General features: G+C 41.5%; 23 protein-coding genes and 2 pseudogenes. 13 read left to right on the top strand and 12 right to left on the bottom strand.

The annotated features are described in order from the left end of the window. Together KDK67_RS10635 and KDK67_RS10630 are read left to right on the top strand one after the other, a co-directional pair. Positions 1 to 176: pseudogene (locus KDK67_RS10635) on the top strand (ISNCY family transposase); the annotation flags it as partial. Between the two features lie 317 nt (positions 177 to 493). Next, on the top strand, positions 494 to 1,252 hold the full coding sequence (locus KDK67_RS10630) for a class I SAM-dependent methyltransferase (protein ID WP_250868781.1): 759 nt from the start codon (positions 494 to 496) through the stop codon (positions 1,250 to 1,252). Between the two features lie 20 nt (positions 1,253 to 1,272). On the opposite strand, the gene KDK67_RS10625 is transcribed toward KDK67_RS10630, so the two are convergent. From KDK67_RS10625 to KDK67_RS10585, 9 genes are all read right to left on the bottom strand, one after another. Then, complete coding sequence (locus tag KDK67_RS10625; protein WP_250868780.1) at positions 1,273 to 2,136, bottom strand: nicotianamine synthase family protein; 864 nt, start codon at positions 2,134 to 2,136, stop codon at positions 1,273 to 1,275. 31 nt (positions 2,137 to 2,167) lie between these two features. Next, on the bottom strand, positions 2,168 to 3,076 hold the full coding sequence (locus tag KDK67_RS10620) for an energy-coupling factor ABC transporter ATP-binding protein (protein ID WP_250868779.1): 909 nt from the start codon (positions 3,074 to 3,076) through the stop codon (positions 2,168 to 2,170). After that, positions 3,076 to 3,837, bottom strand: coding sequence for a cobalt ECF transporter T component CbiQ (gene cbiQ, locus KDK67_RS10615; protein WP_250868778.1), 762 nt, complete (start codon positions 3,835 to 3,837; stop codon positions 3,076 to 3,078). Before cbiQ ends, KDK67_RS10620 begins: the two co-directional genes overlap by 1 nt. Before the next feature lie 38 nt (positions 3,838 to 3,875). Then, positions 3,876 to 4,322, bottom strand: coding sequence for a carboxypeptidase-like regulatory domain-containing protein (locus KDK67_RS10610; RefSeq protein ID WP_250868777.1), 447 nt, complete (start codon positions 4,320 to 4,322; stop codon positions 3,876 to 3,878). Positions 4,323 to 4,325: 3 nt separating this feature from the next. Continuing rightward, on the bottom strand, positions 4,326 to 4,946 hold the full coding sequence (gene cbiM / locus KDK67_RS10605) for a cobalt transporter CbiM (RefSeq protein WP_250868775.1): 621 nt from the start codon (positions 4,944 to 4,946) through the stop codon (positions 4,326 to 4,328). A 121-nt stretch (positions 4,947 to 5,067) separates the two neighbouring features. Next, a complete protein-coding gene (locus KDK67_RS10600) occupies positions 5,068 to 6,036 on the bottom strand; it encodes a DUF4198 domain-containing protein (RefSeq protein ID WP_250868774.1) in 969 nt (322 codons plus the stop codon). A gap of 440 nt (positions 6,037 to 6,476) precedes the next feature. Further along, positions 6,477 to 6,998, bottom strand: coding sequence for a cob(I)yrinic acid a,c-diamide adenosyltransferase (locus KDK67_RS10595; RefSeq protein ID WP_250868772.1), 522 nt, complete (start codon positions 6,996 to 6,998; stop codon positions 6,477 to 6,479). 9 nt (positions 6,999 to 7,007) lie between these two features. Next, positions 7,008 to 8,789 (bottom strand): vitamin B12-dependent ribonucleotide reductase, encoded by a 1,782-nt coding sequence (locus KDK67_RS10590; protein WP_250868771.1) that lies wholly within the window; start codon positions 8,787 to 8,789, stop codon positions 7,008 to 7,010. Between the two features lie 3 nt (positions 8,790 to 8,792). Further along, positions 8,793 to 9,092 (bottom strand): ATP cone domain-containing protein, encoded by a 300-nt coding sequence (locus tag KDK67_RS10585; protein ID WP_250868770.1) that lies wholly within the window; start codon positions 9,090 to 9,092, stop codon positions 8,793 to 8,795. A gap of 178 nt (positions 9,093 to 9,270) precedes the next feature. On the opposite strand from KDK67_RS10585, the gene KDK67_RS10580 reads away from it, so the two are divergent. From KDK67_RS10580 to KDK67_RS10565, 5 genes are all read left to right on the top strand, one after another. Next, positions 9,271 to 9,687, top strand: coding sequence for a NifB/NifX family molybdenum-iron cluster-binding protein (locus tag KDK67_RS10580; protein WP_250868769.1), 417 nt, complete (start codon positions 9,271 to 9,273; stop codon positions 9,685 to 9,687). Between the two features lie 119 nt (positions 9,688 to 9,806). Continuing rightward, positions 9,807 to 10,637, top strand: coding sequence for an ATP-binding protein (locus tag KDK67_RS10575; protein ID WP_250868767.1), 831 nt, complete (start codon positions 9,807 to 9,809; stop codon positions 10,635 to 10,637). Positions 10,638 to 10,654: 17 nt separating this feature from the next. Continuing rightward, positions 10,655 to 11,515: an ATP-binding protein gene (locus tag KDK67_RS10570; protein WP_250868766.1), complete on the top strand. Its 861-nt coding sequence runs from the start codon at positions 10,655 to 10,657 to the stop codon at positions 11,513 to 11,515. A gap of 34 nt (positions 11,516 to 11,549) precedes the next feature. Further along, a complete protein-coding gene (locus tag KDK67_RS14585) occupies positions 11,550 to 11,651 on the top strand; it encodes a DUF1847 domain-containing protein (protein ID WP_420846945.1) in 102 nt (33 codons plus the stop codon). A 69-nt stretch (positions 11,652 to 11,720) separates the two neighbouring features. Next, on the top strand, positions 11,721 to 12,371 hold the full coding sequence (locus tag KDK67_RS10565; RefSeq protein ID WP_338101257.1) for an MBL fold metallo-hydrolase: 651 nt from the start codon (positions 11,721 to 11,723) through the stop codon (positions 12,369 to 12,371). A gap of 134 nt (positions 12,372 to 12,505) precedes the next feature. Here the strand turns inward: KDK67_RS10565 and KDK67_RS14580 are convergent, their stop codons facing one another. Further along, positions 12,506 to 12,967, bottom strand: a complete 462-nt coding sequence (locus tag KDK67_RS14580; protein WP_420846944.1) for an ABC transporter permease — start codon at positions 12,965 to 12,967, stop codon at positions 12,506 to 12,508. Positions 12,968 to 13,248: 281 nt separating this feature from the next. Then, a complete protein-coding gene (locus KDK67_RS10560; RefSeq protein WP_250868765.1) occupies positions 13,249 to 14,169 on the bottom strand; it encodes an ATP-binding cassette domain-containing protein in 921 nt (306 codons plus the stop codon). 773 nt (positions 14,170 to 14,942) lie between these two features. Here KDK67_RS10560 and KDK67_RS14455 point away from each other — a divergent pair. From KDK67_RS14455 to KDK67_RS10530, 6 genes are all read left to right on the top strand, one after another. Next, positions 14,943 to 15,545: a NifB/NifX family molybdenum-iron cluster-binding protein gene (locus KDK67_RS14455; RefSeq protein WP_250868764.1), complete on the top strand. Its 603-nt coding sequence runs from the start codon at positions 14,943 to 14,945 to the stop codon at positions 15,543 to 15,545. Between the two features lie 264 nt (positions 15,546 to 15,809). Continuing rightward, positions 15,810 to 16,562: a metal ABC transporter ATP-binding protein gene (locus KDK67_RS10550; RefSeq protein WP_250868762.1), complete on the top strand. Its 753-nt coding sequence runs from the start codon at positions 15,810 to 15,812 to the stop codon at positions 16,560 to 16,562. Between the two features lie 11 nt (positions 16,563 to 16,573). Continuing rightward, positions 16,574 to 16,720, top strand: a complete 147-nt coding sequence (locus KDK67_RS10545) for a hypothetical protein (RefSeq protein WP_250868760.1) — start codon at positions 16,574 to 16,576, stop codon at positions 16,718 to 16,720. A 112-nt stretch (positions 16,721 to 16,832) separates the two neighbouring features. Beyond that, complete coding sequence (gene zupT / locus KDK67_RS10540) at positions 16,833 to 17,612, top strand: zinc transporter ZupT (RefSeq protein WP_250868758.1); 780 nt, start codon at positions 16,833 to 16,835, stop codon at positions 17,610 to 17,612. A gap of 59 nt (positions 17,613 to 17,671) precedes the next feature. Next, positions 17,672 to 18,490, top strand: a complete 819-nt coding sequence (locus tag KDK67_RS10535; protein WP_250868757.1) for an Mrp/NBP35 family ATP-binding protein — start codon at positions 17,672 to 17,674, stop codon at positions 18,488 to 18,490. A gap of 49 nt (positions 18,491 to 18,539) precedes the next feature. Further along, entirely contained in the window at positions 18,540 to 19,508 is a 969-nt protein-coding gene (locus KDK67_RS10530; RefSeq protein ID WP_250868756.1) for a radical SAM protein, read from the top strand. A 787-nt stretch (positions 19,509 to 20,295) separates the two neighbouring features. Here the strand turns inward: KDK67_RS10530 and KDK67_RS10525 are convergent. After that, positions 20,296 to 20,945 (bottom strand): annotated as a pseudogene (locus KDK67_RS10525) (transposase); the annotation flags it as partial.

The following is a 20,945-nucleotide window of genomic DNA, read 5'->3' as shown; positions in this document are numbered from 1 at the left end:
ATTTCCTCTATGAAAATGGAAGAGAAAAACAGGTAGGGATGCACTTGAGAAACAAGAACATCGAAGATGATGCATTCGATGAAGATTATTCGCATAGGGGTGAATGTGAAAGAGTACACAAGCATATAAAGCGGACTGTAAAATTCGACATCAGGGGAATGAAAAATAGCAGTAAGATTGTCACTGATACAGATTCCGTCCGAAACTGTGTAAGTATATTCCATGGACTGGCACATTTTCTGCCATATATAGGTAATGCATAAGCTATGCTCAGAGTGATAGCAGTAGTCTTGAAAAAAGAGTTACGCTTTTAAAGCGAAAAGCTAATTTGATGATCTCAATTTGATGATCTCTATCTGATAGGGTATTAGTTTCTCTTTTACATCGAGTTAGTAACTCAGTTAACCGGTTATGTGTTAATGAAAACTTAATTATTCCCACTTAGTATGAAGAATGGTAATATTAATATAACTAGTGGATAATAGGAAGTTCAATGGATACAAAGGAGATCATTACTGACTACTGGGATCAGAGGAGCAGTTCGTACAAGAACGGGGTGAATGGGTTTGATGAAGAGGAACGCTCCCTCTGGAGAACGATCCTCCGCAACCATACAGGTGATAGGAGAGGGTTGAAGATTCTGGACATCGGGACAGGGGCTGGGTTTCTCGCATTGCTGCTTGCAGAGATGGGGCATGAGGTGACAGCCATAGATATCTCAAGATCCATGCTGGAGAAGGCAGGTCAGAATGCAAAGTCACTGGGGCTGGATATTAATCTTTGCCATGGGGATGCAGAGGATCTGCCGTTTGAGGATGATCATTTCGACATCGTTGTGAGCAAATACCTTCTCTGGACACTCCCACATCCTGACAGGACAGTGCAGGAATGGAAACGGGTATTAAAGATAAATGGCAGGATACTTGCCATCGATGGGAACTGGTTTGACTCCCGATTGGATAAACGTATCAAACGCGGTTTTTCCAGGATTATGACCCTGCTCGTTGAAAAAGGATATTATTGTCATCTATTCCAGCGATGTTACGGACCTATCCGCAGGCATCTCCCACTGTACGAGGACATAAATCCCCACAACGTCTCTGCTCTTTTTAACAGAGCAGGGTTCACGAGCACGACCATAGACCCTCTGAGGGAGGTTCACAAGTATCAAAAGAGTCAGTTACCACTTTCAAGAAAGTTCATCTATACCAGTTCCATATTCCTTATTATGGGGGTAAAAGAGAGTAGATGATCTCTGCATAATTTATGAAGTTACTGTCTCTCAGGTGCAGCCGCTGATGATCTGACTGCGAACACAACGGTATTGTAAACCGGGGGTAGAGGGTGGATCCTGCAGCATTCCTTAAACTCATGGGCTAATTTCGCAGGAAGGCCAACAAAGATGCTCCTGTCCAGTAATCTCCTGAGTCCCTTTTCATATATCCTGCAGGATATCTTAGTCCCTGCTGGCAGTGCCTTTGCCAGCTGCTCGACGATCTCTTTTTTGGGTTGGGCCTGAGCAGCTATCATGATAAGGTCTGCCCCCTCACTTAAAGGCAATTGGAAATGGTTGCCATGGATTATCTTGATGGCATTGGAAAGTCCCAGCTTATCCACCACCTTTCTTGAAAGTTCAACCCTCTGCTCATCCTGTTCGATACCGACCCCCTTCAATCCGTGCTGATGGCACATGAGTATCAGGGTCAAAGGCAAGGGTCCACTTCCAAGGAACACGACCGTATCATTGGCTTTAAGTCCGGCTCCTTGATATTCAGTTCGTACCAGCTGACAATAATTCGGATAAAATGAATAAATTTTCAGCATTTCCCATGGTTCATTACTTGTGAGTATGGAATTTGCATATTCGGTCTCAAGTCTTATGGTATAAAGATATATGAACCTGATAATGGTATCAAGTGCCTGATCGAACCCATGACCATTGAGGATGGCTTCTGCAGCTTCATAATCAATGGGCAGTGTGATCAGGTCATCCAATCTCTGATACACGTTTTTAAGATGATCCGAAGTATCCTGAAGTATCTCTTCATCTTCAAGATCCTTGATGGATGAATAGATTTTTAGTACCTCTTCGATTATTGATTCTGATGAATGGGCTGTGATGCTACACACCTCCATATACTAACATGTTATGGGAGGATATAAAGTTTTAATGGTGATTGTAGCTGTCCAGGAACTTCCGGACCTCTTCATGCGTATGCTCGTGGATATGGAGATGGATGTGTCCACTGCCGCTTTCTATCGTCCTGGTGAGAAACTCTACAGCCTCATCGATCGACATGGGCAGGGTATCGCAGTCGTACCCGAAACATGTCAGTACCTTGAACAGCTTGAACACGTCTGGTGCTTCTAGATGAGTCATTTTCAGAAGTTCTGAATTGGAGAATATCTCCCGCGGGGTTCCCTCACCGACGATCTTTCCGTTCAGCACATAGACGCGGTCTGAGAGGGTCGGGAGAGCGTTCACATCATGCATGGCGATCACCGTGGTAATCCCGTCGTTGTTCAAGTCATTGATCACTTGTATCAGGTCTGCCCTGCTCTTTGGATCAAGGTTGGCTGTTGGTTCGTCCAGAATCAGTATCCGTGGTTCCATGGACAGTACAGCCGCTAATGCTGCTCTTTTCTTCTGCCCATAGCTCAGGTTGTGTGGAACCCTGTCCTCAAATCCCTCAAGTCCGACACGGGACAGAGCTTTTTTCACTCGATTCTTCACTTCCTCTTCATCCAGTCCCATGTTGATGGGACCGAATGCCACATCATCGAAGATGGTGGGCATGAACAGCTGGTCGTCAGGGTCCTGGAACACGATTCCCACCTCTTTAATCCTCTCTTCGACTTTCATATCGTCTAGATTCTTTCCAAAGATCATGACCGTGTTGTCCTGGCTCTTGAGAGTACCGTTGAGGTGAAGGAAAAGGGTGGTCTTTCCGGCACCATTTGGTCCGACGATCACTATCCTTTCCCCTTCATTTATGGTGATGTCAATGTCTTCCAGTGCAGGGGTACCGTCAGGGTATGAATATGTAAGTCCTTTTACGCGAATCGCTTCTTTCATTATAACACCAGGTGGTAGGTATGCATAAGGAGTGCAATGAGGATCATAGGCAAGGCTATTGCATAGTCTTTTGTCCGTAGTTCGAAGTTCACTATTGTCCTGGGGTTACCGGTGTAGCCTTTGGATATCATTGAGTGGTAAACACGCTGTGCCCTGTCATAGCTTTTTATTATCAGCATCCCGATCATGTTCCCGAGAACGGATAGTCCATACCTGTTCGCTTTAAGTTTGAATCCTTTTGATTCCATGGCTTTCCACATTCTCTGGAACTCATCCATTATCACGAATATATATCTGTAAGTGAACATCAACATTTGTATAAGTGTTCCAGGCACCTTGAGCATATAGAGTGCCTTGATCGTGATGTCAAAACGTGTGGTCCCAAGCATTATAAGTGCAAGTGTAACAGCTGAAAGTGCCCTTATCATAACCAGAGAGGAGTACCGCACTCCTTCCAGTGTGATCGTTATGCTGTGATACTGTGCAATGACCTGTCCGTCAACGGTAAGTGGCATGATAATAAGTAGGGGGGACAGGAACAGGAAAACAACTTTCAGGCGAGGTATTACAAATGCTTTTGGAAGTTTTGCTATAATGTATATCAGGCTGGCTATCCCCAGGCCAACAAGGGCTTTTGTAATGCTGTCCAAAAAAACAAAGGAGAATATCATTACCATGAATGTAATGATCTTAGCACGCGGGTCGAAATTATGTATGGGTGAATCAATTGAAGCATACCTGTCTATTTCGGGGTAATTCAATGTGTAATTCTCCTGTATCGTTTTTTAGTAGTTGTTCTTTATTTTGTTTTGCGCGCTGACAGGTACATTCCAAAACCAGCAAGCCCTACAAGGTACCCAAATCCTGCTACTATTCTTGCTGAGAGTGGGAGTTCAGCTTCTTCGCTGGAGCCTTCAGAACCTGCAACGTTGAAAGTGATCTCTTTCTGGTGCCCGCTTTGGGAAACTACTACTCTATATTCTACAACACCAAGTTTTGGTTCGAAGTAGTATATCCCCCCCTCATCTGTCACATCTGTGATATAAAGCTCTTCCTCGTCGTTCTTTATGGCATAAATGTGGATGTCGGCATTTGGCATGGGGTCACCTCCACCATACCATGATCTTATTTGTACCTCAGTGACCTGCTCCTGTGCATAGACGCGGTGTGCGGATGCAGCAGGTGCAATTGCTGTTAAAAGAACACAGGCAAATGCCAGTGCCCATATTATCTTATAATTGGCCATTTTTTATTTCTCCTTGTTGATGGGTAGCAGTTCAGGCCTGACCTTCAGAAGGAACGTGACTACAGATCCTGTCAATATTCCTTCGATTATCATTATCGGTATGTTGGCAGCAGCAGCTATGTAGGCAACCTCTGTGAATTCCTCTCCTGTGGATATGAGCACGATGGCGAGCATTATTGCAGAGAGTAGTACTGCCATTGAACCGCAAATTATGCCAAGTATGGAGGGGTTGATCCCTCTTGAATACCCTTTTTTGAATACCCCGTAGACGATCAGTGCAGGTATGCCCATATTGATAACGTTGACCCCAATACTTGTTATGCCGCCATGCTGGAACAATAGCGCTTGAAGGACAAGACCAATGAAGATCGCAGGATATGCGAGGGTTCCAAGGACCACACCAAGAAGCCCATTGAGGACAAGGTGGACACTGGTAGGCCCAATTGATACATGTATCAGAGATGCCACAAAGAAAGCTCCTGTCATGACAGATATCTTTGGTATTTCCTCGGCGATGTCTACATCCCTTTTGCTCCACCAGAGGGTTGCAAGGAGGAGAAGTATCGTTATTGCCCAACCTGCAGTTATCACTGCAGGGGATAATACGCCGTCAGATATGTGCATACTTGTTGTCTCCTTTGTGATATTTGTTATGACGAGTTTTGTATTTTATCTAATTTAATGTGGATAACTGATAATAAAGTATAAAAAAAGATTGATGGGGAATTCATCCCCATGATTCATTTTACAATTTTCTTCCTGCGATGAACAGTGCTGCAAGAAGTCCGGCAACTGCGAACACAGATTCAAATCCGGGTGTGGATGGTGTAGCTTCTTCTTCTTCTTCTTCTTCTTCTGCTTCAGGTTCTTCGCTAACTGCAACTTCTGTCTCTTCTGCAGGGAACTCTTCAAGTACCGGAATTATGAACACTCCTCTTACAGATTGCCCTTCTTCAGGTTCCATGGTAGCACCAACGAACCAGATGCCAGGTTCATCGAGAGTGTACATGAACTCTCCGTCAGCATTTGATCTTGTGAGCCTTGTGAATACCATTGGTGCATCATATGGGAAAAGTTCTTCTGCTTGTTCCACGATCTCAATTCCTGCTTCAAGGTCGTGATAAATCTCAACCTCAACATCGGCGCCTGCCAGTGGTTCGCCATTGTAAAGTGCTTTTCCTGCAAAGACGAATCCTTCTTCCATGCCATATGGGCGCATGTATGGGATGATCTCTGTCTGCTGGTCAACCATTGAATCCCAGCCGAACCACATTTCTTCTCCGCAGTGGATGACCGCTTTGGTATAATCGATCATGTCTTCGTCCGCATCTTCATACTTGACTGATACAACAGTATCACCGTACTGGTCGGCTGTGAATGATGCTTTGTATGAAAGGAAAGTTCCCATGTTACCTTCCTCATCCATGCTGTCCATCATGACCTCTTCCGGAGTGAGAACTTCGACTGTACCGTCAGGTTTTGTTACCTTGATCTCTGGTACGTTTGACATGTCAAATGAGATGTGTTCGTAAGGATGTCCCCACATTACATATATGGTCTTTGTATCTCCAAGTTCTGCAATGTAGTCTTCCGGGGTGATATCCCATGCACTATCTTCACTGTCACTTGGGAATATCATCGTAAAATGTGCACTTGAAATGCCTGTGAGGCAGATAAGTGCAATAATTGATCCGATAATTATTGTTTTCTTCATGTTTCATCCTCTTTTCGTAAGAATACTATGTATGTTATACACATGAAGTAACATGAACTTTAAATAAGTTATGATTATTGCCCAATATTTGCGAGGATATCAAATTAGCTCATAAATCCTCCCATTCTAATTTGATGACATTTTTCTTAATAACATCTTCCAAATGATACCAAATATCAGCATGATTGCGGAATGAATCGTAACCTCCATCCACAGAATCGAATTCAATATTATTACAACATATTATAAATATTGATTCTGTTGGGGAGGTTTATCGGAATTCTCTACAAAGTATAGTAATAGTGCAAAATAATTTTGTTTGCCATTATGATTTACATATTTTTATCCGCGAAATATTTATGATATCAACACTTTTTGCAGTTCCCACATCGATATCTTCTCACGATTTATGCACACGGAGGAAATGTGAATTTTGGTGGTTAATATTCAACACCTTCCCTTGCCGGGATGTTTTTTTCGTAAGGATGCTTCAGAAACCTCATTTCCGTTACAAGGTCTGCCCTTTCTATCAGTTCCTTGGGAGCCCTTCTTCCTGTCAGGACTAGTGTAGTCTCCTCCGGGATATCCTCCAACAGTTTGAGGATGTCTTCAGTCTTCAGAATTCCAAAGTGGGCCGCAAGGTTTATCTCGTCCAGTATCAAGAGCCTAGGTCCCCTCTGGATAGCTTTCTTTGCAAATTCCAAGGCCTCTGCCGCCAGCTTATAGTCCTCAGGCTCAGGATTCTTGAGGTTTATGAACTCCTTCCTCCCGAACTGGTAAATCTCATACTCTGGTGACAATCTATCCTTTATCTTGTACTCCCCTATGTATTTCCTATCTTTCATGAACTGGATAATTATGACCTTGTACCCGTGGCCCACCGCCCTAAGAGCCAATCCAAAGGCGCTTGTGGTCTTCCCCTCACCTTCCCCTGTGTAAAGATATACCATGCCTTTACCCACTTAAACACCTCAGAGGGGACACTCCCCGGTAATACAATCTCCAGAGAATTCTGAATCCGCCACAATTCCCTCCTCCTTATCTTTTCTTAAACCAGCTATCACTAAAACCTGCTTGGTCTTGCTCCCATAGCGATAGACCGTGATTCCCTTGCACTTCAGCTTATAAGCCATCACATAGATTTTTCTGACGTCTTCTAGGGTGGCGTTGGCTGGCAGATTAACTGTTTTGGCAACAGCATTGTCCACATACTTCTGGAAAGCCGCCTGCATCCTGACATGCCATTCCGGGGCAATGCCCAAAGATGTGACAAATACACGCTTAATATCCTCGGGTATCTTCGGGATGTTCTTAATAGACCCTGTCTTGGATATCTCTATCAGGAGGTCGGTGCTGTAGAATCCCCTCTCCTTTACGATTTTCTCGAACACCGGGTTTACTTCCAGCAACTGCGTCCCCATGACATTTCTTACAAAGGATAGGGCAAAGATGGGTTCTATACCGGAACTCGTATTGGCAATTATGCTTATGGTCCCAGTGGGAGCTACGGTGTTGACAGTGGCATTTCTCATGGCCTTGTAATCCTTCTCCCACATGCTACTCTTGAAGTTCGGAAAGGATCCCCTCTTCTCACCAAGCTCCACTGATTTCTTCACGGATTCATCTCTGATAAATTCCATAACTTTCTCAGCGGTCTCTATGGCATCCTTTGAGTCATAGGGGATTTTGAGCTTGGCGAACATCTCAGCAAGACCCATAACTCCAAGTCCGATTTTGCGGTTGTCCTTTGTGATCTTGTCTATCTCTTTCAAGGGATACCTGTTGGCATCAATGACGTTGTCCAGGAAATGTACACCGGCTATGACCGTCTTTCTGAGTTTCTCCCAGTCAATCTCGCTGTCTTTCACCATCCTGGAAAGGTTGATCGACCCAAGGTTGCAAGATTCGTATGGCAGCAGGGGGACTTCACCGCATGGGTTTGTGCTTTCGATGGTGCCGACATGTGCTATGGGATGCTTCCGGTTGATCTCATCCAGAAAGACTAGTCCCGGATCTCCGGATCTCCAGGCCATGGTCACTATCAGGTCAAAAACGTCCTTAGCCCTAAGCTTTCCCATGGCTTTTCTGGTCCTGGGGTTTATCAGGTCGTATTCCCTATCGTCCTCAACCGCTTTCATGAATTCATCCGTGACCCCCACGGAGATATTGAAGTTGTCCAGGAATCCTTCCTTTTGCTTGGATGTTATGAATTCTATTATGTCAGGGTGGTCAGCCCTCAGTATACCCATGTTGGCTCCTCTTCTCTTTCCACCCTGTTTTATTACCTCAGTGGCCTGGTCAAATATCCTCATAAAGGATACCGGACCCGAGGCAACGCCTTTTGTAGACTTTACAACGTCCCCCCTGGGTCTCAATTTCGAAAAGGAAAAGCCTGTTCCTCCCCCTGACTGGTGTACAAGGCTCATGTTCGTCAAAGCCCCAAAGATGTCCTTCAAGGAATCTTCCACGGGAAGCACGAAACATGCGCTCAACTGCCCCAGGTCCGTACCAGCGTTCATCAGGGTTGGGGTGTTGGGCAGGAACTCCAGACCTGCCATCATCCTGTAGAATTCCTCTTCTGTCTTTTTCACGTCCCCTCCGTATCTTTTATCAACTGGGGCTACAGCCTTGGCCACCCTCTTGAACATCCCGGTAGGGGTCTCTATGATGTTGCCTTCCTCGTCCTTCAGTAGATATCTTCTCTCCAGTACCCTAATGGCATTGACACTAAGCTTGAGCTCATCTTTTTCCACTCCCTAAAGCTTCTTTGCTTCCCTCACCTCTGTCCTTTTCTGGCGATACAGAATGTAGGCTTTGGCCACCTTGGCGTATCTATTCCTGATTATAATCTCCTCAACTATATCCTGTACATCTTCTACACCAGGAATCCTGTCTTTGAACTTATCTTCAAGAGCCTCCACCACCTGGCGGGATATTTTCCTGGCCAGGTCGCCGTTCTTTTCCCTCACCGCCAAAATGGCCTTCTGTATTGCTAAAGTAATCTTTGCAGAGTCAAAGGCTACGATTCTACCGTCCCTTTTTCTTATATTTTCCATCTCGTACCCCCAATTAGAATTGATAAATGTTCCAATTAAATATTTCCCCATTATATTGTTAGGAGGCTTCAGCTCTGTAGAATTCCTCTATAAATGACAACAAAAATTCAATACAATGGTAGGTGGCAATCAAAAACTATAACAAAAACTACCTGAATAATACATTGGGGGTAAATAAGTGAAAATATGTGTAACAGCTACGGCTGGCAGTTTAGATGCTGTCGTTGACCCGCGTTTTGGAAGATGCCAGTATTTTGTCATCGTTGATTCTGAGACAATGGAATTCGAAGCTCTTAAGAATCCGAGTATTTCAGCACCAGGTGGTGCAGGAGTACAGGCGGCACAGGCTATAGCGAACAAAGGCATTGATGTATTGATAACAGGAAGCATTGGTCCCAATGCATTTAGGATTCTTTCTGCAGCTGGTATCAAAGTGGTAACAGGAGCCAGTGGTTCGGTTGCAAATGCAATCGAACAGTATAATAAAGGTGAATTGCAAGCAACCACTGGCCCAACTGAGCCTGCCTATGCTGGTATGGGCAGAGGTGGAGGAATGGGGCGTGGCAGAGGCCGAGGAATGGGTAGTCGCAGATGAAAAATATCAATGTCTACAAAAGTGGAAGATGTTGAAAAGGTTGTGGGGAAGATTTCAGAGTTGAGTACACTCACATCACCTACAGAGTAAATCAACCAAAAAAATTGAGGGTTAAGTATATGAAAATTGCAATCGCAAGCGGGAAAGGTGGGACAGGGAAAACAACGGTAGCTGTTAATTTTGCCCTTTCAATTGAAAATGTGCAGCTGTTTGATTGTGATGTGGAGGAGCCCAACTGTCATTTATTTTTGGGATTTAATCTTGAGAAGGTTGAAGATATAAATATTTTAACACCTGTCGTGGACAAGACCAAATGTGATTTCTGCGGCAATTGTTCTGAGTTTTGCCAGTTCAATGCAATCGCTGTATTGCCAGATGATGTACTTGTATTCCCTGCACTCTGTCATGGATGTGGTGGATGCGTCATGGTATGCCCAAAGGACGCAATCGTTTATGAGAACAGAAGCATTGGAATAATTGAAAAATCCAAAGGTGGGAACATAGAGTTCTATCGCGGAGTGTTAAATATCGGAGAAGCGATGGCATCTCCTGTTATCAAAGCTTTGAAGAAACATGTCGATGAAAGCAAAACTGCAATATTCGATGCGCCACCTGGCACAGCGTGTCCGGTTATTAGCTCTGTCCAAGGTGCGGATTACTGCATTCTTGTTACCGAATCAACGCCTTTTGGATTCCACGATCTGCTGCTTGCTCTTGATGTTTTAAGGAAACTGGAAATACCCTTTGGCATAATAATCAATCGCTGCGACATCGGTGATGATAGGGTGGAGAAATACTGCGATACGGAGAGAATTCCCGTTCTTATGAAGATACCACATGACCGAAAGATTGCGCGGTTGTATTCTGAAGGAATCCCTTTTGTTAACAGGATACCAGAGTGGAAGGTAAAATTTGTACAGCTATTAAATAAGATACAGGCACAGATTTAACTCATAGAGGCAGGGATATGAAAGAGCTTACGGTAATAAGTGGAAAAGGTGGCACCGGCAAGACGACTATTGCAGCGGCATTAGTCTCGCTTGCAGAAAATGCTGTGATTGCTGACTGTGATGTTGATGCTGCGGACATGCATCTTATATTGCAGCCTGAAATAATTGAGACCATCGATGTTAGCGGGTTAAAAGTCGCATCTATTGATGAAACGCTCTGCATCAAATGTGGTATTTGCAAGGATGCCTGTAGGTTCGATGCCATAACCAATGATATCAGGATTGATATTTACGGATGCGAGGGTTGTGGTGTCTGTGCATATGCCTGTCCGGAAGGGGCAATCAGTATGATTGAGAGAAAAGCAGGAGATGCCTACAATTCCGAAACAAGATTCGGGCCAATGGCACATGCACGGCTTGGTATTGCAGAGGAGGCAAGTGGCCTGTTAGTCGCAGTTGTTAGGGACAATGCCAGAAAGCTTGCAGAAAAATATGATAGAGATCTGATTATCATAGATGGGCCTCCAGGAACCGGGTGCTCTGTAATTGCTTCTATTGCTGGTGTCGATATGGTTCTGGTTGTTACTGAACCGAGTGTATCTGGCATTCATGATCTTGAGCGAATACTGGATGTGGCAGATCATTTCAATATTCCGGCTATGGTTTGTATAAATAAATACGATATAAACGAGAAGAATTCTCTTATTATCGAGGAGTATTGCAAAGACCGTGGAATTGAGGTTATGGGTAAACTGCCTTATGACGATGCACCAACCAAAGCTATGATGCAGGAGATGACTGTTATCGAGTATTCTGATGGTGAGTTTTCGAACAAGGTCAAAGATCTCTGGGAAAATGTCAGGGAAAAGCTTACATGATATGTTCAAATGAGGAAATAAAAGACCGACTTATATCATACTTGGATTGTGTATTGGTCATGATGCCCTTTTTACTCAACATTCGGATGCACCAGTGACAACTATAGCGCTTAAAGATAGAATTGGTTGCACATAGTTCATTGTTCGCACTATATCCCGATTATTATCTTAGAAACAGATTCAATAGGAAGTGGAAAAGCTGAAATTGACAATCGTTTATGATAATGAAGCAGAAGAGGGCCTTATCAGTGGTTGGGGATTTTCCTGCTATATCAAGACAGAAGAAGAGAATATCCTTTTCGATACTGGTGGAGATGGCAGAGCACTGCTTCATAATCTGAGAATGCTCGACATATCTTCACAGGAGATTACAAAAGTAATATTATCTCATGAGCATGGAGACCACACCGGGGGACTCTTTGCTTTGTTGAATACAAATCCGGAAATTGAGGTATATGTACCTGTCTCGTTCTCGAAAAGCCTGAAAAATGAAATAGCTTCACAGGTAAGGTTGATTGAGGTTTCTGAGGCACAGGAAATTTGCCGCAATATCTATACCACAGGTGAACTCGGCAGCGGTGTGAGGGAACAGTCCCTCATTGTGGATTCAGGCAGCGGTTTATATGTCATTACTGGATGTTCTCATCCCGGACTTACTGAAATCATGGGTGCGGCATTGAAATTCGGTAGAGTAGCGGGCATAATAGGAGGGTTACATGGAAGCATGGAGTACGATCTGCTTAAAGGGTTGAACCTGATTGGAGCAGGGCACTGCACTGCTCATAAAAAAGAGATTGCCAGGAAGTTTCCAGATGCGTTTTTAGAGATTAGGGCAGGTCTTAGTCTGGAATTGTGAGAAACTAATAAGAATAACAAAAAAAGGCTCTGTAGAATTCGATTTCCAATGAGAATTAAAAAGTATGGATTAATTTTTGTGTTATGATAGGCATGGTAACTTTTTGGAGATCATTGTTTGGTAAATCTCTTTTATCATAATCCTTTTCTCATATTCCTTTTGTGGAATAAGCTTGCTATAAGCAAGAAACTACAAGTAAAGACGATTAAAACTAGTAAATCAATTGTCAAAGGGAAAAACGATGTTCCATTTAAGCTTGCATGAAATATATCTACAAGATATGTAAGGGGAGAAATGTATGATAAAAGCTTTCCGAATCCTGATAGCTCCGGTAGAGGAATGAAAATACCACTAATAAAAATTAATGGAAAACGCACCAAACTAGAAAACATCATTATGTGAGAGGGCGAATGAGCAGATGGAGATCCCAAAAGAACACCTAATGATGCAAAACACAGAGTTCCTAAAATTATAGCAATCAATAATAATGTAATACTGGTAATCACAATATTCAGGAAAATAGTGCTGACTACTATAGCTATGGAAGTAATAATCAATCCAAAGATTGAGCCTGCAACAACATCTCCCAAAATTATAGTATTGATGCTTACTGGCTAAGATAATAACCTTTCATAAGTTCCTGCTTGCTTTTCCCATGGGGTGATCAGCGGCCCTACGGATGAAGCAGTAAAAAACAAAGCCATAGCAAGAAATCCAGGGAAGAAGATAGACATGTCGATATTTCTACCTATATAAAAAGCAAAGAATAGAAAAAGAGGAAACAATAAACCATATATTATTACTGGAGCTTTATTATAATATATTTTGATGTTTTTTTCAGTGGTGACTACGACACCTCGTATAAAAACAGAATAATTCATCTATCCACCTCAGTAAGTCTGACAAACACTTCTTCAAGACTCGGCCCATATGTCTTCATGGAGATTATTTTTAAGTCATTCTTTTGCGCCAAAGTTACAACACGTTTGATTGTTTTATCTAGATCATTTGTGTATAATCGCCATTTATCCCCATAAAGATCGATCTTAGATATGAAATCGGACACGAACAAATTTCTATTTATTTTTTGATCAAAGGAAATCTCTATGGATTGAGTCTTTTCAAAGGTACTTTTTAATATCTCAGGTTTATCTATGGCTACAATCTTTCCTTTATTAATGATACAGACCCTCTGACATAATTTATTTGCTTCTTCAATATTATGGGTTGTTAGAAAGATAGTGCTCCCTTTTCCATTCAGATGTTTTATTGTTTCAATTACCAGTCTTCGACTTTGAACATCTAATCCTTCTGTAGGTTCATCCAAGAAAAGTATATGTGGATCATGAATTATTGCACATGCGATGCTAACTCGTTGTTTCATCCCTTTTGAAAAGGTTCTAACAGGATCGTTTCTTCTCTCATAAAGTCCAAGAGTTGAAAGAAGTTCCTCAGACTTTTTCTCAAGTGTATTTTTTGACAAGCCATAGTACTTACCTGCCAGATACAGATTCTGTTTAGCCGTTAAATCCGCATAGACATTTCCAATTTCAGGTATCACACCCATCATCATCTTTGCCTTGATCGGATTCTTTACCAGATCAATCCCCTCAATAAACACATTGCCGAAATCTGGCATCAAGATTCCTGTAAGTAGCCGTATGGCAGTGGTTTTTCCAGCCCCGTTAGGTCCTAAGAAACCGAAAATTTCTCCTTTTTCAACATTAAAATTGACATTATCAACAGCAATGATATTTTCAAATGTCTTTTTAATATTTTTTACTTGAATTGCAAACATGTGCCTAAGCATCCTGGAATAATCAACTAATAGTAGAGATATGAATAAATTTAGATGAAACATGTTATTTGGTATCGTTGTATTATATGATACTTTCCACAGACATTTGATTAAAAGTGATCTTTTCTATTGCTATCGTTTTATTTGAATCGAAATTTAATAGAAAAAAGAGAGTCAATAGTAGGTTTTTATAGAGTTTAAAAAACAAAAATCATTATTTATATCGTTGGAACCGAATGTTTTTGAAAATATATATGATATTCTAACGTAACAGAAACTTCTTATAATAAAGCCATCTACATTATATATGGGGCTGTAAAAGGGAAACACGCTATTTCAAATTCATCTACAATATTTTACAGTCTTGTTGAATACCAAGGGGAGAGCTAACAGGGGGCTACATTTCAAATACCGATATTTAGCCAACGGCTTGAAAAGCAAACGACAGCGTCTCTCTTTGGGTAGAATAAAGGGAGTGATAAAATATATCATACGGATGCGGACGTGGATATAGAAGGTGGTATCGGGCAACGGGTCTTCCAGAATGGATGCGATTTAGGTATAGTCCATGGCACGGTTTTTATCCCCGGATGACAGCGGCAGAAGAGCGACGGATGTTAGAAGTGGGATAAAACTTTAGAAGGTCATATTGAAGAAATTAAATAATATCTAGAAAAACTTAAAACCGAAGAAAATGATAATAAAGATTTGATGCTAAGGTTTGTCAATTTAACCTGTACAAAGCATTTTAACAATATATTGGGGGAAAATCAGTGAAAATATGTGTAACAGCTACAGACAGGAGTTTAGACGCTTCTGTGGATCCATTCTTTGGGAGATGCCGATATTTTATTATTGTCGATTCTGAGACAATGGAATTCGAAGCGCTTCAAAACCCGAGTGCCTCGGCGCCAGGTGGTGCGGGGATTCAGGCGGCACAGGCTATAGTGAACAAAGGCATTGATGTATTGCTAACAGGAGACATTGGTCCCAATGCATTACCAATCCTCTCCAATGCTGGCATAAAAGTGGTAACAGGCACCAGTGGTTCGGTTAAAGACGCAATCGAACAGTATAAAAAAGGTGCACTGAAACCAACTACTGTTCCGACTACGCCTGCTTACTTTGGAATGGGTAGAGGCAGAGGGCGAGGAATGGGTAGAGGTAGAGGGGGTTGGTGCAGATGGTATCCACATCCAGTACCCTACCATATGCCTGAACCATACATTCCTTACGAAGTTCCTTACGAAGTTCCTTATACAGAGCCTTCTAGGGAAGAGGAAATTGCTCATATTGAAGAAATGCTCGAATCCTTGGGAGACGAGCTAAAAGATGTGAAGGAAAGGTTGAAAGAACTATCTGAAGAAGCTAAATAATAGATTGGTTTATCCAATCTATTTTTCGGTCAAAGATCGGAGGATGCTTAAGGGGATAAATGATAGGTATACATATTGTAGTCTATTGATTGAGGCTGCTAAAGAAAAGAACACCAGGTTATTTTGTCTGTCTCGATTCAATCATAAAAGTGCAGAGATATAGCAAAAGAGATTGGAAGTTATGTTGCACCGATAGAGCTTCTGACAGAAGATATAGTAATCTAATTCAAGTTTCAAACGCATTTGTTCAACTTTGGTATGAATATGAATGGTGAAGCTATCGTTCTTAAGGACATTTGGGTCCATTATAATAGCATACCAATACTTGAAGAGGTAAATCTTGTTGTAAAAGAGCACGATTTTCTTGCTATCATAGGACCTAATGGAGGGGGGAAAAGTACTCTGCTTAAGGTTATTTTAGGATTGATAAAGCCTAGCAGAGGAACTGTTACAGTTTTTGGAGAAACTCCTCAAAAAGCAAGGAAGTTTATTGGATATGTCCCTCAATACAGCCTTATCGACCTGAATTATCCGATAAGTGTTTGGGATGTTGTGTTGATGGGTCGCTTAAGTCACATCGGGTTGCTAAAAAGATATGGCGAGGACGACAAAGAAAAGGCTCTTGATGCTCTTAAGATAGTGGACATGTTCGATTATAAGGATCGGCAGATTGGGAGTTTATCAGGTGGACAGCGGCAGAGGGTTTTCATAGCCAGGGCGCTAGCGACTGACCCTAAATTACTTCTGCTGGATGAACCTGCAGCAGGTGTAGATATTGTAAGGCAAGAAGAATTCTATGAATTGTTAGAAAAACTCAAAGAAAAAATGGCTATTGTTATAATATCACATGATATCAGTGCCGTTTCTGTCCATGTTGATAAGATTGCCTGTTTAAACCGTAAGTTGTATTACCACGGCTCAAAAGAATTACTTCCAGAGGATCTGGAAGCTGCTTATCAATACCCGATAGAGTTGATTGCTCACGGTATTCCACACAGGGTTTTGAAAAAGCATTGAAGGGTTTTTGCATGATGGAGCTATTACAGTATGAATTTGTAAGAAATACCACCATTGCTGGGATACTTGCCAATATCGCCTGCTGCATCATCGGAGTTTATGCAATGGTTCTAAAGATAATTATTATCGGTGGCAGGGATGGCTCTCGTGTTGTTTAATGTAGTCTCAGGCCATGATTTTTTTTATGTCTGCAGTGCCTACACAATTTTCGTTGGTAAACGGTATTGGCAGCCGAGCACACAACATAATTGCATTATAAGGTGAAACAACATGGAAACTGTAACTGCTGCTTTTATCCTTACAACATTTGCAGGACTTTCAACAGGTATAGGAAGTCTGATAGCCTTCTTTATTCCAAAACCAAAAATGACGTACTTATCTATCCTACTTGGATTTGCAGCAGGTGCCATGTTATATATCTCATTTGTAGAACTTTTATCAACTTCCATAGAAAATGTGGGGTTTCTCGTGGCAAATACCGCCTTTTTCCTTGGAATGGTTGTGATCTATTTATTGGATCGTGCAATTCAGCATGTTCATTTAGATACTTTACCTGACAGCCATGTTCAATTAGATACTTTACCTGACAGCCGTCAGACGGAACTCCAAAAAGCAGGTATATTTACAGCAATCGGAATTGCTATGCACAATTTTCCAGAAGGTATGGCAGTACTGGTAACATCCTTGAGTTCTCCATACCTTGGCATGTCAGTAGCTGTTGCCATAGCAATCCACAATATACCTGAAGGAATCGCAGTTTCAGTGCCTATCTATTACGCCACTGAAGATAGGAAAAAAGCTTTTGCTTACTCTTTCCTATCTGGACTATCTGAGCCTGTTGGGGCAGCTTTTGGCTATTTATTGATCTTTCAATTCTTAACTGCAACCCTGCTGGGCATAATTCTTGCCTTTGTTAGTGGAATTATGGTTTTTATATGTTTTGATGAACTATTACCCATTGCCATAAAATATGGGGATGAGCATTTGATGCTTTCGGGTTTACTTTCAGGGATGGCAGTAATGGCACTAAGCCTCCATCTATTAGGTTGATGTTATTAACAAACTTATTTATCTAAGAAAATAAGATTGAGATTAAAGGGGAAATTAGAATGGCAGAGGGAATTCCAGAGAATAAGAAAAGACTTAATGCATCATCAAAAGAAGAAGTTAAGATACATATAAAATCATCTGCTAAGTTTATCGCTGTCGCCAGTGGGAAAGGGGGAGTTGGCAAATCCACGGTAGCGGTAAATATAGCTGCAGCCATTGCCATAAAGGGTTTTAAGGTGGGTATTTTCGATGCTGATGTCTATGGGTTCACCATCCCAAAAATGCTGGGCATCACCGGACAGCCTAGAGCAATTGCTGAGGATCAGATCCTGCCCCTTGAAAAACATGGAATAAAAGTAATGTCAATGGGGTTTCTTGTCAAGGAAACTCAACCAGTTATCTGGCGGGGTCCGATGATTCATAAAGCAATCAAACAGATTTTGACCCAAACTTTGTGGGGAGACCTTGATTATCTGATAATCGACTTACCTCCAGGCACGGGAGATGTTGCAATATCTCTGGGGATGCTGGTTCCTGATATGAGCATAATTATTGTCACAACACCTCAGGATGTTTCCTCAAAAGTTGCATGCAGAGCCCTGAGGATGGCAAAGACGACAAACCTCAAAATACTAGGTATTATTGAAAACATGTCCTATTTTATTTGCCGAAAATGTGGCGAAAAAGCGTATATCTTTGGTCAGGGAGGGGGCGAAGATTTAGCTAGGGAGGAAGGGGTTCCGTTTCTGGGCGAGATTCCGCTGGAGCAGAGCATTCGAGAAGGGAGCGATAGCGGTAGACCGCTGGCTTTAGAGGAGAGCGATTCACCTGCAAAGAAGACTTTTGAGAGAATAGTTAGTAACATTCTAAAGATGTAAAAAAGGAAAACGAAAATTAATAATCATCTAACACCAAGGAATCAACATCATGAAGCCGAAAATTATCTATGGCCCAGTCCTTTCAAGAAGGCTTGGGCGCTCACTTGGAATCGACATAATTGGTCCTGAAAAGACCTGCAACTTTGATTGTGTGTATTGTCAGCTGGGGCGTACAAAGAATAAAGTACAAAGGCCTGAGGATATTTGCGGAGTCTCGACAGAAGATGTTGTGCAAGGATTGAAAAGTTATCTAAAAAAAGTAAGCCAGATCGACTACATCACTTTTTCAGGCACAGGAGAACCTACATTGAACCTTAGACTAGGTGAGATGATACGTGAGATAAAGAAAATCAGTGATGTTCCGGTTTGTGTTATCACCAATTCATCTCTTGTCAATAGAAAGGATGTGAGGGATAATCTAACAGAAGCTGATCTGGTAATCGCGACTTTAGAAGCGGGGGATGAAAACATATTCAGGGCCATCAACCGTCCAGCATCGGGAATAGAGCTTGAGGATATTATTCAGGGGCTGACAGCACTGAAAAATTTAGGTCCAAGACTTGCGATAGAAGTCCTTTTTGTGGATTCCAAAAGGGAATACCCGACCAATATCAGCGACCAGGCTATAAATGGATTGATCAAAGCATTGAAAGTCATCGATCCTGATGAAATTCAGGTCCATACTTTAAGCAGGCCTCCAGCAGAGGATTTTATCATTCCGGTTTCAGAACAAAAGCTTACAAGGATGGCACAAAAATTCGATGAGGTGTTAGGTAGAGAGAAGGTCAGGCTTGTTTTAAAAGGACTTCGAAGAAAAAGCATTGATGTCAAACATGAGGATTTGAAAGAGGATGTTTATGGTCTGATACTTAGAAGACCTTCCACTGCAAGCCAAATCAGTTCAACACTTGGAATCGATGCAAAAGATCTTGCAGCTATTATCGAAGAGTTGCTTAGAAAAAAAAATATTGTGGAGATAACAGCGGAGAATGAAAAATATTACCGTGCAGTCAGTTAACTCAATTCAAATCAAGTTCTTATGCTCTTCTACCCACACTTGAAAAGATTGGAATATTGACCTTTGTAGAAAGACTCTAAAATAGCAAATAATAATTCTAATGAACAATGTTTATACTGCATGTTACAACATAATCTCGATTCTCCTGTGGTTGATTTAGGTAGGATTTCTACAGAGCCCAATTTTAAGCACCTTATAACAGTTATTTCGTTAATTATTGTGTACTGGTAAATTTTGAACACGAATTGTCACCGGTTCTATGGGATGGATTGAAACCCTCTGTAAGTGTATTCGGAATCCTTTTAGTAATCAATAATCTATAGGCAATTTATTTCCAATGAGGTATCTTTCAGTTGATGGTACATGTTTTCTCGTGAACCTCTTTCTCGATCAAACTCTTGGGGAATAAATATACGGGACAAGGTATCCAAAACCTCATGTTCCATTTTAATTCTAACACGAACTGCTACAACCATTTATTTTTATGTGGAAGTATTTTTATTGCCTCATTAAGCTCACCACATGTTGCTCGATCAAGTGCCTTTCAATATTCGAAATCCTTGCACAATACTTAGTAGTGGTCACTGTGCAGCTCAGATTCAATATAAACGGTGTAGATCCCATGGATATTATGGATATGGTCCACGCTGCATTTGATCTTGAAAGCGACACCAAAACCGGTATATTTTAAGGGCTAAGAGCCTTTGAGAAAAACTAAAATCGATTGGGAAAATATTCAAATTCAGTACTTCACTAATATTCCCTCCCTCCCATAATATTTCCACATTCACCTAAAACACTTAACAGTTAACCTAACTTTCAACTTTCTTCTCACCCATTCCACAATTAAATGAACAAACATATCAAACCTAAACATATCAGATTCAATCGTCTTTGGTCCTCTTTTCACTTTCATGAAATGCATTCTCTGTATTGCCACCCATGCATTTTTGAAAAGAAACGATATCAGCGCATAAAAATATCGTAACATAGGGTCTTTAGAACACGTTTTAGGTTTTACCACATTTCGCATCCTATAAGACGATTCTATGGCAAACCTTTTCCTGTAAGTGTCACTGACTTTTCTTGGATCCCAATCAATCCCATAAACAACAAATCCAAGGTTCTCACACCCATTCTTTCCTCGCTTCCCTTTTCTGTATTTGACATCAATAGCAAGGTCAAGCTTCACTTTTCCTTTTGTGCTATTCATCGTATATGTGTCATAACGCTTTTTTGTTCCATCAAGAATATTTTTCAACCTTTTTTCCCATTTTAACAACAGGAACAATATGTGCAACCTCATTTTTCTGTAAAAAAGAAAAAACCTCTCTTGAATAGAATTCTCTGTCCAAACAAAGAACATTGATCTTGAGTTTAATCTGTTTTATCTGGTCTATGAAATATTTGAGATAATCTGTCTTGGATTTTCCTTTT

This window comes from Methanococcoides seepicolus, from assembly GCF_023684405.1.
GTDB lineage: Archaea > Halobacteriota > Methanosarcinia > Methanosarcinales > Methanosarcinaceae > Methanococcoides > Methanococcoides seepicolus.
The sequence above is the reverse complement of the archived record's forward strand: the minus strand, read 5'-3'. Positions and strand labels throughout refer to the sequence as shown.